Genomic DNA, 14513 nt, shown 5'->3' with positions numbered 1-14513 from the left:
TCCTACCGCCAACGCACCCGACCCGGCCAACTTGACCCCGACCATCCCAACGACCATCCTCAATAACGCGCCACGGTGGTCCCATCCCCCTGGCAATCAGGTGGTCCCATCACCCTGGCAAGCGACACGGCCCTCCGGCGCGCCGCCGGTTGGGTTGCACTACGTGGTCTCTCCTGGTGGTCTCTCCTGCGGTTTCGATGTCGACGCCCAAGTCGAATCGGCACCAGCAGGAGAAGCCGCAAGTGAAGTCTGACGGAGAAACCATGGAAATGCTCAATGCCTACGACCTGACCGGGTCGTATCGGTCCGCCGCCGAGTTGTGCTGCTGCTCGCATCACACGGTCCAGAAGGCAAGCGACAACCGCGACCGTGGTCTGCCGCCGGCGGTGCGCCGCGCCCAGATGATCGATGACTGGCGCGATGTCTTGGAAGGGTGGGTCGCTGATTCGCGCGGGAAAATCCGCGCCGACAAGGCTCATGAACGGCTGCAGAACTTGGGATACGCCGGCAGTGACCGCACGACCCGCCGGGCCGTTGCTGAGATGAAAACCCAATGGCGCCTGGGTAATACACGGGTGCACCGACCGTGGATCACCGAGCCGGGACTGTGGCTGCAATACGATTTCGGTGACGGACCCATCGTGGCGGGGCGCAAGGTTATTCTGCTGGTCGCCTGGCTGGCGTGGTGTCACTTCGGTGTCGTGATCGCCCTGCGGGATCGGACCGCGCCGAGCGTGTTCGCCGGACTCGACCGAGTTTTCCGGATTCTGGGTGGTGCCCCCACCTACGTGCTGACCGACAACGAGAAGACCGTGACCACCGGGCACGTCGCCGGGGCAACCGCCAAGCCGTCACGTTCGGCCGCTTCTACGGTGTTTCGGTGTTGACCTGTGAGCCCGCTGATCCGGCATCCAAAGGCGGGGTGGAAAACGCCGTGAAACTCGCCAACGCCGACATTGTGCCCACCGAGACGAACTTGGGAGCCCAGTAGGGCAGTTTCGCCGAAGTCGAAGCGACGTGTGCGGCGTTCATGGATCAGGCCAACACCCGGGTGCACCGGACCACGCGCAGGGTTCCCGCCGAGATGCTCGGCGAGGAACGCCCCCGGTTGCGTCAGGTGCCCGACCTGCCGCACACCGCTGCACTCGGGGTGACTCGCCGGGCCCCCGACAACACTCCCGTGATCACCTTTGATCACTGTCAATACTCGGTTCCCGCAATGCTATTGGGTCAAAGTGTATGGGTTGGCTATCACGACGGGACCGACGAGATCGTTATCTGCGCACTTGATGACGGTGGGCCTATCGAGGCCGCCCGGCACCGTCGAACCAGCCCCGGCGCCCCGGCCATCGACGACGCGCATTTCCCCCACCCCCACGACAAGGTCCCCGGCGACCAGCGGGTCCGCGCCCAGACCGCCGCCGAGCACGCGTTCCTGGCGATCGGCGCCGGGTGCGGCGATATTGCTCAAGGAAGCGGCCGCGGCCGGCACCGAACGGATCAACCAGAAGATGGCTCACGCCGTCGAGCTGTCCGACCTGACAACCGGTGGCGATGTCGACTGGGCACGGCGGCACGCCGCGGTGCACGGCCGGTTCGCCACCGGGGATCTCGACTCGATCCTGGCGAGCAAAGACACCGACACCACCTCTCGGCGCGGCAGCGAGGACACCCCACTGACCCAGGGCACAAGCGGATGGAACCTGTTGGGCGCCAACGCCATAACCAACGAGACCATCGCATGAACGCTGTTCCCGCGGCCACAGCACTGCCCGCCGACGTTGAAGCGCTGATCTGCCAACTGCGGGGCAACCCCACGCCCGCGCCATCGCCGCCCAGGTCTTGGCCACCGCCCGCAGTCAACGCCGGGGTCCCACCGAGGTGATCAAGGCGTTGCTCACCGAGGAGTTCGCCGGGCGGGCCCGCTCCATGCAAGCCACCCCGTGCTCGATTCATGAGGTCTCAGCGGTATTGGAGGCGGCATTTCGTGGGGGCCAGCGCCAGCCGGGAGCCTGTCCACCGCGACCGCGCGGGGCGTGATGAGGTCGTCGGTCGTCAGGCAAACAGCCGCTGCCATGTTCTAGCCGCGCAGTTGCCCCCCTGCGGTGCGGCGCGGAACGCACCGAACTCGGGAATCGCTTGGGACACATCATTATTGATTCGGTAGGTATGCCCTGTCTGCAATCGCTGGTCAAAAGGCGTCGCGGGTTCGGCCACCGGGGGATCCGTACAGGTATGGGTAGTGGACGTCGGGGTCGTTGGGGGGCCGCATGTTTGGTGGCGGTGGCGCCGTGCGCCACGCGGCCGGGAGGTGACAGCCGGTGTCGTAGGAGTAGGACAGTGGGCTGTGCTCGTCGCCGTTGACGAGACGGATCAACATGCCGTCGTCTCGGATTTGCGAATCGTTGGCCGATCCCAAAGGAAGCGGGGCATCGCCCGGTGCGGCGTTGTTAGGCCGAAAACCCGCCGCCTTGAACACCGGCGCCAACTCGGTCACAATCCGCAGCCATTGCTCTGGGGTGGGTGCAGGTTCGCCGAAGAAATGATCGCTTCCCACGTGCCGGCCGATGGTGCGGACGAAGGGGTCGTTGCAGCCGTTGGTCGGATGACTCACTGAGGTGCTGGAGAACTTTGTCTGTGGCGAGTATTCGGCGATCACCGCCCGGATGGTGGCATCGAGGTTGGCGAGCTGCTGCTGGACCGTCTCCAGGTCGGGTCGTTTGTTGACGATCTGCTGTAGGCGATCCAACTCGCCACGGCCTGGGTTGGCGTACGGATCCAACGTATTGGGTTTGAGGCAGCCGGTGAGCAGTAGCGTGACGCTGAGCAGTCCGGCTGTGGCATAACGGTGTGGCCGGTTCGTACGTGCTACCGCGGGATTGGAGGCGGTACTTCATAGGGGCCGGCGCCGCCGGGCAGCCGGTCCACGCCGACGGCGCGGGGTGTGATGAGGTCGTCGGGCAGCCCGGCTAGCACCGCGGCCATGGTGTAGCCGCTCATGCGCAGTTCGCCGTTGCTTCCCATGCGCGCATATTCCGAATGACCGTAGGCCCGCTCATGAAGGTTGCCGTCACCGTAGCGACTGCCCAGTGCCAGCCCAGTACTGGTGGACAGCTCAGTCATGCCCGGTACGTCCTGCGGTGCGGCACCGAATGCGCCGAACTCGGGAATCACTTGAGAGACATCATCATTGACACCGATCATGTAGTAGGCATGTCCCGGCTGAACTCCTAGCTGGGAAGCGTTGGTGAGCTCGGTACCCGGCGAACCGTACAGTACGACGTCGCTTACCGGTGCGCCCTGCTGCAACGCAAGACTGGTCACCAGGGAGCCGTATGAATGCCCGAACGCGGTGATGTGCTGATCCGCGACATTGCTACCAGCCGCTGTCACCGACCCCCACCGCCGCCAACACCTTGCGGGAATTACTGGTGGTGTCCAACAGAATCAGGCTGCTGCCCGGGTTGGCGGCAACCGCGTCGCGCAGCGCCTGCAGGTCCGCCAACTTCTCGGTATCCGTATGCCACACGCCATTTCCATCCAGCCAACCGCGCTGCAGCTGGTCGAGTTCGCGTTGCAGCACCGGCATATTGAGTTCGTTGCGAACTCTGGTGGGGATGCCGTCGAGGTTGCGAATGGCGTTGGGGAACCACTGTTTGACCCGATCCTGCTGTCCCGGTGTCAGCCAATGCCACCACTTGCTGACCTCCTTGGGATCGCTGCCGGGCGGCGGCATCTGCGGCATCCTGGGTGGCTCATGGCTGAGTTGGGTGTTGACCTGCTCAGGTGACAAGTCCCTGGCGGCGCCCCGAATCGCCGCGGCCAGATCCCCATCGGCGGTCTCGGCGTCAGCCAGCAGACGCTTGATGCTTTCCGTCAGCCTGATCGCGGCATTGAGAATCGACTGCTGATCGGCAGGGGAGTACGACGACAAGTCAGCGGGCGGCAACGCCGTACCGGTCGCATTGTCAATCGTCAGGTGGTAATCCCGGGCACTATCGCGAATGGCCTGCAGCCGCAACTTGATTGCGGCCACCTCGTCGGCCGATTTCTCCGCGGCCCGTGCGACCGCCTCGCACGCGTCGGCATGGTCGTCGAGAAGCAACGTGGTGCGGTGCGTTGCCGCCAGCGCCGCATCGGCGGCATCACCGCCGAAGTCCAGCAACCGCATGGTGTCAGTGAGTGCCGCCGATGTGGTGCGGGTGCCATGTGCGCGGTCAATCGCCGCCTGAAACACCGTTCTGATCGCCGCAGGATCCCAGCGCTCAATATCAGCTAACGTCAACGCCATCGAATCGACCGCTGCTGCCAGCCCGCCTGCGGACCGCGGCCAGCGCCGCGGCGTGGCTCTGGTCCATCTCAGCGAAGCCGACCGCCGCGAGATGCATGCCGCAGGAATGCTCACCGAATCGGTCGGCGTGGGTGGCGCTGACCGTCTCCCAGCTACCGAGTAACCCCGACAGCGCGCCAGCCGAGGAACCGACCCATCCCGACCGCGCGCCTTCGGCGGCACCGCGACATGACTTGTGCAAGACCAGCAGTGACTCACCGTGATTGGCCAACTCATTTCCCACCCGGGTCAGGACTTCGGGAACGACACGCAACGTCTTCATCATCGAGTCTCCCGATCGGCCGGCAAGCAAACGTCCGGGGAGTATGGCACACACCCGCCAACCGGACTATTCACCTTTGGCGGCCGTACCGGGCTACTTGCGGGGCTTGCGCGCTTTACGCTTGATGCCCACGCCGCCCCAGAACGAGAAGCCGCGTATCTTCACGTTGGGCGCGCCGCGGCTGCCCTCGCCCACGACTTCGCGGTCGAAGTTGCCCATCACACCGCGGCCGCGGATTTCGACGTTGACCTCCGGCGGCAGCAGGATGGTCTGCACACCCATGATCGAGTAGGCGCGAATCTCGACCTCGGTGGAGGTGAAGTCGGCATAACGCAAATCCAGCACGCCGGTGCCGCATAGCGCCAAGGTGGTCAGTTTCTTCGGCACATTCCACCGGCCGCGCCGCTCGAACCCGCTCAGCAGGGCAAGCAGCAAGGTGGACGGTGCCGGGTTGCAATTGCCGCCGCGGCGTGGGCCTACCGAAACACCGGGCAGGTCGGCCCGAAGCTGGTCCAGCTCTCGGTAGGTGGTTGCCGCGTAGGCCCTGGTAAGCCGATCTTCATACTCGTTCAGCTGCAGGCGACCCTGTTCCGCCGCGTACGCCAGCAACTGCGCGATCTGAATGCGATCGGTGTCAGCCGCGAGCGACGAATCGTCACGCGTGTCCTTTGTGCCGCGCTGGGCCGGGTTGCTCATCACCCACGAGCGTACGACGTCCACGATTTGCTGCAAGCTGGTTGGCTAAACTGCAACGTTCCCCCGGGCGAGTCTGACTCGCAGGGCCGGCAACGGCGCTGCTCAGCCGCTCGTTCGATCGGAGTTGACCCAGCTTGGCGAACGTTTCTGCAAGAACGCGAGCATGCCTTCGCGAGCTTCCTCCGACGCGAACAGCCGCGCCGAGTCCTGGGTGAGCCGTTCGGCATCACGGTCGAATCCAGCCAGGACGGCTGCGGTCGTCAGCGCCTTCGATGCCGCCAGACCTTGCGGTGAACCGCGGCCCACCTCGGCGACCAGCGCGGCTACCGCTGCGTCCACGTCGTCGGCTGCCATGGTGACCAAGCCGATCTCCGCGGCTTCGCTGGCGCCGAACGTCTCGCCGGTCAGGTAGTAGCGCGCCGCCGCGCGCGGCGACAATTTAGGCAACAAGGTCAATGAGATGATCGCCGGCGCCACACCGATGCGGGCCTCGGTCAGCGCAAAGGTGCTGCGCGGACCGGCGACCACCATGTCGCACGCGCCGACCAGCCCGAACCCGCCGGCTCGCACGTGGCCGTTGATGGCGCCGATCACCGGCCGCGGGGACTCGACAATGGCCCGTAGCAGCGTTGTCATCTCCCGGGCCCGCGCCACGGCCATGTCGTATGCCGATGGTGGCGACCCGCTTCGCCCGGCTGCGCCGCGCTCGCGATCGCCACGCGGGTCACCACCGCCAGCCTCGTTCAAGTCCGCGCCCGCGCAGAAGGTGCCGCCGGTGTGGGTGAGCACCACCACGCGTACCGCCGGATCCGCCGCAGCGTCGCGCAGCCCCTGATGCAGCTGGCTGACCAGAGTGCTCGACAATGCGTTGCGGTTGTGCGGCGAGTTCAGCGTCAACCGCGCCAGCGGGCCCCCGCACTCCGCGGGACCGGCGTATTCGACCAAAGTATCCATCAGTACGACTTCAGTAGGATCTGGGCAGACCCAGTGATGTCTGCGCAACGAAATTGAGCACCATCTCGCGGCTGATCGGCGCTATCCGGGCCAGCCGGGCCGAGGTCATCATCGCGGCCACACCATACTCTTTGGTCAGCCCATTGCCGCCCATGGACTGCACGGCCTGGTCGACCGCCCGCGCGGAAGCCTCGGCCGCAGCGTATTTGGCCATGTTGGCCGCCTCAGCCGCGCCGGCGTCGTCACCGTGGTCGTAGAGCGTCGCCGCCTTTTGCATCATCAATTTGGCTAGTTCGACCTCAATGTGGCACTGCGCCAACGGATGTGCCAACCCTTGGTGAGCGCCGATCGGGGTGGACCACACCTGGCGCGTCTTGACGTAGTCGACGGCCTTGCCCAGCGCAAACCGTCCCATGCCGACCGCGCTGGCCGCGCCCATAATGCGTTCAGGGTTCAGGCCGGCGAAAAGCTGTGCTATAGCGGCATCTTGGGCTCCCACCAGCGCATCGGCGGGCAGCCGGACGTCGTCGAGGAAGACCTGGAACTGGCGTTCCGGGCTGATCAGCTCCATCTCGATCGGGGTGTAGTTGAAGCCCGGCGAGTCGGTGGGCACCACGAACAATGCCGGTCGCAGCTTTCCGGTCTTTGCCTCTTCCGTTCGGCCTACAACCAGCACCGCCTGTGCCTGGTCGATGCCGGAGATATAGACCTTCTGGCCCTTGAGAATCCAGTCACCGCCGTCACGACGCGCGGTGGTCGTGATCTTGTGCGAGTTCGAGCCGGCGTCCGGCTCGGTGATCGCGAACGCCATGGTCAATGACCCGTCGGCGATACCAGGCAGCCAGCGCTGCTTCTGTTCGTCGGTCCCGAACTTGGCGATGATGGTGCCGTTGATGGCCGGCGACACCACCATCAGCAGCAGCGCGGAACCCGCCGTCGCCATCTCCTCCATCACCAGCGACAGCTCGTACATGCCGGCGCCGCCGCCCCCGTATTCCTCGGGCAGATTCACTCCGATGAAACCGAGTTTGCCCGCCTCAGACCACAATTCAGTGGTGTGCTGGTGCGCGCGGGCTTTCTTAAGATAGTACTCGTGACCGTAGTTGGACACCCATTCGGACACCGCCTTGCGCAGCGACTGGCGCTCTTCACTTTCGATGAAGCTGGTGTCTGTCATTGTGAATCTCCTTGCGATTCCGGGCCTTCTACGCGTGCCAGCACGGCACCGACGTCGACCTGCTGGCCAGTGCGGACGTTGAGCTGGGTGAGCACCCCGTCGTTCGGCGCGCTGACGGTGTGTTCCATCTTCATTGCCTCCAGCCAGATCAACGGCTGACCCGCGGTGACGGTGTCGCCGACCTCGGCGCCCAGGCGGATGACATTGCCGGGCATCGGTGCCACCAGCGAGCCCTGCTCGACGGCCGAACCCAGCTCGGGGAAGCGGGGGAGCGCGACCAGGTGCACGGGTCCGATCGCGGAATCCACATAGATGTCCTGGCCGTAGCGCGCCACCGCGAAGCTGCGGGCCACGCCATGACCGTCGGCCAGCACGACCTGGTCTGGTATGGCCGATATCAGCCGCACCAATTCGTCACCGGGAAGTTCCAATCCCGTTCTGCTGAATCGGTATTCGACCCGTTGCTCGTTGTCTTCGCCATCGCGGTACGACTTCGCCTGATAGCCCGACGCCAGGTTGCGCCAACCGCTGGGAATAGCGCCGAATACCCCGGACGCCTTTGCGGTGGCCCGATTGTGCGCGGCATCGGCCAGCGCCGCGGCAATGGCTGACAACCGGACAGTCGCGTTATCGGCCAGCGGCGCCGACAGTTTCGCCAAGCCGTGAGTTTCGAAGAACGCGGTATCGGTGGCTCCGTCGAGAAATGCCGGATGACGCAGCACGTTCACCAAGAGCTCGCGGTTGGTGCGCAGCCCGTGCACGCGGGCGCGGGCCAGTGCGTCGGCCAGGACCAGTGCCGCCTGCCGGCGCGTCGGGGCGTAGGAGATGACCTTGGCCAGCATCGGGTCGTAGTGGATGGACACGGCGGAGCCGTCGACGATCCCGGAGTCCAGCCGGATTGCCGTCCGGTACCCCAATGTGCAGAACTGCGCGCGGACCGAGGGCACGTCGAATCCGCGCACCACACCCGCCTGCGGCTGCCAGCCCTGCGCGGGATCCTCTGCGTAGAGACGCGCTTCGATCGAATGCCCTTGAGCAGCCGGCGGATTAGCGTCCAACCGGCCACCGTCGGCGACATGCAATTGCAGCTCAACGAGGTCCAGTCCCGTCGTCTCTTCGGTGACGGGATGCTCGACCTGCAGGCGGGTGTTCATTTCCAGGAAGTAGAACTCGCCGGTTTGAGAGTTTGGATCGGCGAGGAACTCCACCGTTCCCGCGCCGGTATAGCCGATTGCCGATGCCGCCAGCCGGGCCGCTTCGAACAGCTTGTCGCGCATGCCGGGGATACGCTCAACCAACGGCGAGGGCGCTTCTTCGATGATCTTCTGATGGCGGCGCTGAATGGAACACTCGCGTTCCCCTACGGCCCACACCGTGCCGTGAGTATCGGCCATCACCTGTACCTCGATGTGGCGGCCGGTGGGCAGATAGCGCTCGCAGAACACCGTCGGGTCGCCGAACGCGGACTGGGACTCCCGCCGCGCCGCTTCGACTTCGACCGGCAGCGAGGACAAGTCGCGCACCACCCGCATGCCGCGCCCGCCACCGCCCGCCGACGCCTTCACCAGCACCGGTAGTTGCGCTTCGGTGACCGCCTCGGGGTCGAGCTCCTCGAGCACCGGCACACCCGCGGCGGCCATCAGTTTTTTCGACTCGATCTTGGAACCCATGGCGCGGACCGCGTCCACCGGCGGGCCGACCCAGGTCAGACCCGCCTGTTGCACGGCAGCAGCAAATCCCGCGTTCTCCGAGAGAAATCCGTAGCCGGGATGTACGGCGTCGGCACCGGCGGCGCGTGCGGCCGCGATGATGGCCTCGGCGTTGAGATAGTCGTTGGTGTTGGCCAGCCGCACCCGGGCGTCGGCCTCGGTGACGTGCGGCGCGGCGGCGTCAGGGTCGGTATAGACGGCGACAGTGCCCAGACCCAGCCGTCGGCAAGTGGTGAATACCCGCCGGGCGATTTCGCCGCGATTTGCTACCAGTACTCGAGTGATCGGCATTTGCATCACATCCGGAACACGCCGAAGTTCGACGTTCCCTTGATCGGGCCATTGGCGATGGCGGACAAACACATTCCCAACACGGTTCGGGTATCGCGCGGATCGATCACCCCATCGTCGTAGAGCATCCCGGACAACACCAGCGGCAAGGATTCGGCTTCGATCTGTCCTTCGACGGCGGCCCGCATGGCGGAATCAGCCGCTTCGTCGACCTGCTGCCCGCGGGCTTCGGCGGCGGCGCGGGCCACAATGGACAACACCCCCGCCAGCTGGGCGCCACCCATCACCGCGGACTTGGCGCTGGGCCAGGCGAACAGGAATCTTGGGTCGTAGGCGCGCCCGCACATCCCGTAGTGGCCCGCGCCGTACGATGCGCCGATCAACAGCGAGACGTGCGGAACGGTCGAGTTGGATACGGCGTTGATCATCATCGAGCCGTGCTTGATCATCCCGCCCTCCTCGTAATCCTTGCCCACCATGTAACCGGTGGTGTTGTGCAAGAACAACAATGGCGTGTCATAGCGGTTGGCCAGCTCGATGAATTGGGTGGCCTTTTGCGACTCCTCGCTGAACAGCACGCCGCGCGCGTTGGCCAGGATGCCCAGCGGATAGCCGTGCAGCTGAGCCCAGCCCGTGACCAGCGACGACCCGTATAGGGGCTTGAACTCGTCAAATTCGGAGCCGTCGACAATGCGGGCGATCACCTCACGCGGGTCGAACGGAATGCGCAAATCGGCCGGGACGATGCCGATCAGCTCCTCGGCATCGAACAACGGCTCGGTCACCGGTTTGGGCTTCGGCCCCAGTTTCTGCCAGTTCAGCCTGGCCACGATGCGACGGCCGATGCGGATGGCGTCGAGCTCGTCGTGCGCGAAGTAGTCGGCCAAACCTGAAATGCGGGCGTGCATTTCGGCGCCGCCAAGCGACTCGTCGTCGGACTCCTCACCCGTGGCCATCTTCACCAGTGGCGGACCGGCTAGGAACACCTTCGAGCGTTCCTTGATCATCACCACATGATCTGACATTCCGGGGACGTAGGCGCCGCCCGCGGTGGAATTGCCGAATACCAGTGCGATAGTGGGAATCCCGGCTGCGGACAGCCGCGTGAGGTCGCGGAACATCGCTCCGCCGGGAATGAAGATCTCCTTCTGGGTCGGTAGGTCCGCCCCGCCGGATTCCACCAGAGAGATCACCGGAAGCCGGTTCTGAAACGCGATCTGGTTGGCCCGCAGAATTTTGCGCAATGTCCACGGATTGCTGGTGCCGCCTTTGACCGTGGGGTCGTTGGCGACGATCAAGCATTCCACGCCGGACACCGCGCCGATGCCGACGACCGTGCTGGCGCCGACGGTGAAGGAGCTACCGTATGCGGCAAGCGGACTCAACTCGAGAAACGGCGAATCCGGGTCTACGAGTAATTCGATGCGCTCGCGCGCCGTCATCTTGCCCCGAGCGTGATGACGGTCGACGTATTTGGGACCCCCGCCCGCCAGCGCTTTGGAAAGTTCGGCGGCGATCTCGTCCAACTTTGCCGTGGCGGCCGCGGCCGCCACGGCGTAGCCGGCCGCGCTGGCGTCGAGGGTGGACTGCAGCACGGTCATGACCACCGCCGACGATGCAGTGGGCGTACCGCCCGCATGCGGTGGACGTAGCGAAGTGGGGGCACACCCGGCCGCGAAGCGGCGAGGGGGAGTGGGGATACCTCCCGCGTGCGGGGGAGAGGCGGTGCAATCATGATTGGAATCCCAGGGTTTTGGCGGCAAGCGCGGTCAGAATTTCGGTGGTTCCGCCACCGATGCCCAGTATCCTCATGTCGCGATACTGGCGTTCGACTTCGGATTCGGCCATGTACCCCATCCCGCCGAAGAGCTGGACGGCCTGGTTGGCCACCCATTCGCCGGCCTCGACGGCGGTGTTCTTGGCGAAGCACACCTGCGGGATCAAGTTCGTTTCGCCGGCAAGCTGACGTTCCACCACATGATGCGAATAGACCCGGGCGACATCGATACGGCGGGCCATCTCGGCCAAAGTGTTCTGTACTGACTGGCGCGAGATCAGCCGACGTCCGAAGGTCTCCCGGTCGCGGCACCACTGCACCGTAATGTCCAGACAGCGCTGTGCACTCGAATAAGCTTGTGCGGCAAGGCCGACGCGTTCGGAGACGAAGGCCTGGGCGATCTGAGCGAACCCGCTGTTCTCGGCGCCCACGAGATTGGCGGCCGGTACCCGCACGTCGATGTAGGACAGTTCGGCGGTATCCGAGGAGCGCCAGCCCATCTTGTCCAGCTTGCGGGTGACCTCAAAACCTGGAGTGCCCTTCTCCACCACCACCAGTGAGACCCCGGCTGCGCCCGGGCCGCCGGTGCGTACCGCGGTGACGACGTAGTCGGCGCGCACCCCGGACGTGATGTAGGTTTTGGCTCCGTTGATCACGTAGTGGTCGCCGTCTCGTATCGCGTTGGTGCGCAGATGTCCGACGTCCGAACCGCCGCCCGGTTCGGTGATGGCCAGCGCGCCGATTTTCTCACCGGCCAGGGTGGGACGAACGAAGGTGTCGATCAACCGTGCGTCACCGGAGGCGATCATGTGCGGCACTGCGATCCCGCAGGTGAACAAGGACGCGAAAACCCCACCGGGCGAACCGGATTGATGCATCTCTTCGCAGATGACGACCGAGTCGGCGCCGTCGCCGCCGCCACCGCCGACGGCTTCGGGAAAACCCGCTCCCAGCAGGCCGGCGGATGCGGCGCGCCGGTGCAAGTCGCGCGGCAGCTCGCCGACTCGCTCCCATTCGCCGATGTGCGGCAGGACTTCTCGTTCGGCGAATGCGCGGACGGTCTTACGCAACTGCTCGCGCTCCGGTGTGGTCCAAATATTCACAACAGCGTCTCCGGAATGTCGACGTGGCGGCTGCGCAGCCATTCGCCCAGCCCCTTGGCCTGCGGGTCGAAACGCGCCTGGTAGGCCACGCCCTGACCCAGGATCCCCTCGATCACGAAATTCAATGCGCGCAGGTTGGGCAGCGCATGCCGGGCGACGTCGAGGCCGGCCGTCTCTGGCAACAGCTCCTTGAGCAACTCGACGGTGAGCGTGTTGGCCAGCCACCGCCATTGCTCGTCGGTGCGCACCCACAGCCCGACATTGGCCGACCCGCCCTTGTCGCCGCTGCGGGCGCCGGCGATCAGGCCCAGCGGTGCGCGCCGGGTCGGACCCTCCGGCAACGGCTCGGGAAGCGTCGGAGGATCAACCGGCGCGAGCTCCAAAGTTTCAGTGGCGCAGGATATTTCGGCGCTGGTGCCGTCAGGACGCACCGCGAGGTGCGGCACCTGCGCGGCGTCGACGTATCCCGGCGTGTAGACGCCGTACACCTGACCGTCCGCGGGCGGGGCGGTCACGGTGAAACCCGGATAGCTGGCCAGCGCTAATTCCACTGCTGCCGAAGAGAATTGGCGTCCGACGTTGGCGGGATCGGGATCGCGGACCACGCAGCGCAGCAGGGCGCTGGCCGCCTCTTCGGTGTCGGCGTCGGGGTGGTCGGTACGGGCCAGCGTCCACTCCAGTTCGGCGGGTTTGAGCGTCAGCGCGGCTTCGAGTTGGCGGCGCACCAAATCGGCCTTGGACTCGATGTCCAAACCGGTCAGTACGAACGTCATCGAGTTGCGGAAACCGCCGATGCTGTTCAGCGACACCTTGAGGGTGGGCGGCGGCGGCTCGCCAACCACGCCGCTGACCCGGACCCGGTCCGGGCCGTCGGCCGACAGCTCGATGCTGTCCATGCGTGCGGTCACATCCGGGTTGGCGTAGCGGGCGCCGGTGATCTCGTAGAGCAGCTGCGCGGTGACCGTGTCGGTGCTGACCAGGCCGCCGGTGCCGGGGTGCTTCGTGATTACCGAGGAGCCATCGGCGTGGACCTCGGCCAGCGGAAAGCCGGGATGGGTCAGGTCGGCGATCTCGGTGAAAAAGGAGAAGTTGCCGCCGGTGGCCTGCACCCCGCATTCGATGACGTGACCGGCGACCACCGCTCCGGCCAACTGGTTGTAGTCGGTGCGGCCCCAGCCGAAGTGCGCGGCGGCGGATCCGACGATCACCGAGGCGTCGGTCACCCGCCCGGTCACGACGACGTCGGCTCCGGCATTGAGGCAGTCGACGATGCCCCAGGCGCCCAGGTAGGCGTTGGCCGTCAGCGGCGTGCCGAGGCCGAGTTCGGCCGCGCGGGCCAGCAGGTCGTCCCCCTCGACATGGGCGATCCGGGCCGGGATGCCGAGCCGTTGAGCCAGGGCCCGGATCGCGTCGGCCAACCCGGCCGGGTTCAGGCCACCGGCGTTGGCCACGATGCGCACTCCCCGGTCGCAGGCCAGCCCCAGACAGTCCTCGAGTTGGGTAAGGAACGTCTTGGCGTAGCCGCGCTCGGGGTTTTTCATCCGGTCGCGGCCCAGAATCAGCATGGTCAGCTCGGCCAGATAGTCGCCCGTGACGTAATCCACGTCACCGCCGGTGAGCATCTCCCGCATGGCCGAGAGGCGGTCGCCGTAGAAACCCGAGCAGTTGGCAATCCGCACTGCTCCGGACGCGCCACCAACAGAAGCCATGCGCGTCCTCCCTTCATTGGGATTACCGACGGGGCCGAACCGGCCAACCAACCGGTAGGTCAGCATAGCCGTACACCTCGGGCGGTGTGATACCCGCCTCTGTCGACCATTGCACTCCGGTTTTGCGAGCTGGAGGTCACCGACTACCCTGGGAGGGCAATCGGCGCCGTTCCGGCGTACTGACCCGCCCCCGAACGAGGAGTAAGGCCCCACCATGGCGGTACCCAAGCGCAGGATGTCGCGCGCGAATACCCGAAGCCGACGTTCGCAATGGAAGGCCACCTCCACTGAACTGGTCGGTGTGACCGTGGCGGGCCAGAAGCACAAAGTGCCCCGCCGGCTGCTCAAGGCTGCTCGGCTGGGCCTGATCGACCTCGATCGTCGCTAGGCCGCCGCCTCAAGCGTGTCGGCCACAATTGTCACACCAGTATCTGTGATCATCTGCGATAGCCAGTCGCCTCAGCTGGGCAAGCAGAGCATCCCT

12 protein-coding genes and 3 pseudogenes are annotated in these 14513 nt (G+C 65.6%); 4 read left to right on the top strand and 11 right to left on the bottom strand.

The window, feature by feature from the left end; translation table 11 throughout:
• The 3 pseudogenes from EET13_RS30985 to EET13_RS33115 form a co-directional block, all read left to right on the top strand.
• Window positions 1-253: pseudogene (locus EET13_RS30985) on the top strand (hypothetical protein); the annotation flags it as partial.
• A pseudogene (locus EET13_RS32625) lies at window positions 243-1745 on the top strand (transposase). The pseudogenes EET13_RS30985 and EET13_RS32625, both read left to right, overlap by 11 nt.
• Window positions 1742-1941, top strand: a pseudogene (locus EET13_RS33115) (ATP-binding protein); the annotation flags it as partial. The pseudogenes EET13_RS32625 and EET13_RS33115, both read left to right, overlap by 4 nt.
• A 250-nt stretch (window positions 1942-2191) precedes the next feature.
• On the opposite strand, the gene EET13_RS22775 reads toward EET13_RS33115, so the two are convergent.
• The 11 genes from EET13_RS22775 to EET13_RS22725 all read right to left on the bottom strand — a co-directional run bounded on the left by EET13_RS22775 (window position 2192) and on the right by EET13_RS22725 (window position 13999).
• The gene (locus EET13_RS22775) at window positions 2192-2830 is read right to left on the bottom strand and encodes an LppA family lipoprotein (RefSeq protein WP_122444390.1); all 639 of its coding nucleotides are present in this window, start codon (window positions 2828-2830) and stop codon (window positions 2192-2194) included.
• A gap of 38 nt (window positions 2831-2868) precedes the next feature.
• Complete coding sequence (locus EET13_RS31860) at window positions 2869-3393, bottom strand: alpha/beta hydrolase (RefSeq protein ID WP_244604058.1); 525 nt, start codon at window positions 3391-3393, stop codon at window positions 2869-2871.
• Entirely contained in the window at window positions 3377-4291 is a 915-nt protein-coding gene (locus tag EET13_RS31855) for a hypothetical protein (protein ID WP_244604057.1), read from the bottom strand. The genes EET13_RS31860 and EET13_RS31855 overlap by 17 nt, the downstream gene beginning before the upstream one ends.
• Complete coding sequence (locus EET13_RS22760; RefSeq protein ID WP_122444389.1) at window positions 4272-4616, bottom strand: WXG100 family type VII secretion target; 345 nt, start codon at window positions 4614-4616, stop codon at window positions 4272-4274. Before EET13_RS22760 ends, EET13_RS31855 begins: the two co-directional genes overlap by 20 nt.
• A 90-nt stretch (window positions 4617-4706) precedes the next feature.
• Entirely contained in the window at window positions 4707-5309 is a 603-nt protein-coding gene (locus EET13_RS22755; RefSeq protein WP_122444388.1) for a DUF1707 SHOCT-like domain-containing protein, read from the bottom strand.
• A 102-nt stretch (window positions 5310-5411) separates the two neighbouring features.
• Window positions 5412-6263 carry an enoyl-CoA hydratase family protein gene (locus EET13_RS22750; RefSeq protein ID WP_122444387.1) on the bottom strand — a complete coding sequence of 284 codons (852 nt, stop codon included), beginning with the start codon at window positions 6261-6263 and terminating at the stop codon, window positions 5412-5414.
• Window positions 6264-6273: 10 nt separating this feature from the next.
• The gene (locus EET13_RS22745; protein ID WP_122444386.1) at window positions 6274-7440 is read right to left on the bottom strand and encodes an acyl-CoA dehydrogenase family protein; all 1167 of its coding nucleotides are present in this window, start codon (window positions 7438-7440) and stop codon (window positions 6274-6276) included.
• Complete coding sequence (locus EET13_RS22740) at window positions 7437-9440, bottom strand: acetyl/propionyl/methylcrotonyl-CoA carboxylase subunit alpha (RefSeq protein WP_122444396.1); 2004 nt, start codon at window positions 9438-9440, stop codon at window positions 7437-7439. The genes EET13_RS22745 and EET13_RS22740 overlap by 4 nt, the downstream gene beginning before the upstream one ends.
• 5 nt (window positions 9441-9445) lie before the next feature.
• On the bottom strand, window positions 9446-11035 hold the full coding sequence (locus tag EET13_RS22735; RefSeq protein ID WP_122444395.1) for an acyl-CoA carboxylase subunit beta: 1590 nt from the start codon (window positions 11033-11035) through the stop codon (window positions 9446-9448).
• A gap of 136 nt (window positions 11036-11171) precedes the next feature.
• Window positions 11172-12320: an acyl-CoA dehydrogenase family protein gene (locus EET13_RS22730; protein WP_122444385.1), complete on the bottom strand. Its 1149-nt coding sequence runs from the start codon at window positions 12318-12320 to the stop codon at window positions 11172-11174.
• Window positions 12317-13999 carry an acyclic terpene utilization AtuA family protein gene (locus EET13_RS22725; protein ID WP_122444384.1) on the bottom strand — a complete coding sequence of 561 codons (1683 nt, stop codon included), beginning with the start codon at window positions 13997-13999 and terminating at the stop codon, window positions 12317-12319. The genes EET13_RS22730 and EET13_RS22725 overlap by 4 nt, the downstream gene beginning before the upstream one ends.
• Window positions 14000-14243: 244 nt before the next feature.
• Here EET13_RS22725 and rpmF point away from each other — a divergent pair, with 244 nt between their 5' ends.
• On the top strand, window positions 14244-14417 hold the full coding sequence (gene rpmF, locus EET13_RS22720) for a 50S ribosomal protein L32 (protein ID WP_122444383.1): 174 nt from the start codon (window positions 14244-14246) through the stop codon (window positions 14415-14417).
• Window positions 14418-14513 lie beyond the last annotated feature (96 nt).

Source organism: Mycobacterium attenuatum (genome assembly GCF_900566085.1).
In the GTDB taxonomy this organism is placed as follows: domain Bacteria; phylum Actinomycetota; class Actinomycetes; order Mycobacteriales; family Mycobacteriaceae; genus Mycobacterium; species Mycobacterium attenuatum.
The sequence above is the reverse complement of the archived record's forward strand: the minus strand, read 5'-3'. Positions and strand labels throughout refer to the sequence as shown.

Bases quoted from the DNA above. Each gene is read 5' to 3' on its own strand.
- EET13_RS31855 (WP_244604057.1), bottom strand. From the start codon at position 4,291: ATGGCGTTGACGTTAGCTGATATTGAGCGCTGGGATCCTGCGGCGATC.
- EET13_RS22760 (WP_122444389.1), bottom strand. From the start codon at position 4,616: ATGATGAAGACGTTGCGTGTCGTTCCCGAAGTCCTGACCCGGGTGGGA.
- EET13_RS22755 (WP_122444388.1), bottom strand. From the start codon at position 5,309: ATGAGCAACCCGGCCCAGCGCGGCACAAAGGACACGCGTGACGATTCG.
- EET13_RS22750 (WP_122444387.1), bottom strand. From the start codon at position 6,263: ATGGATACTTTGGTCGAATACGCCGGTCCCGCGGAGTGCGGGGGCCCG.
- EET13_RS22745 (WP_122444386.1), bottom strand. From the start codon at position 7,440: ATGACAGACACCAGCTTCATCGAAAGTGAAGAGCGCCAGTCGCTGCGC.
- EET13_RS22740 (WP_122444396.1), bottom strand. From the start codon at position 9,440: ATGCCGATCACTCGAGTACTGGTAGCAAATCGCGGCGAAATCGCCCGG.
- rpmF (WP_122444383.1), top strand. From the start codon at position 14,244: ATGGCGGTACCCAAGCGCAGGATGTCGCGCGCGAATACCCGAAGCCGA.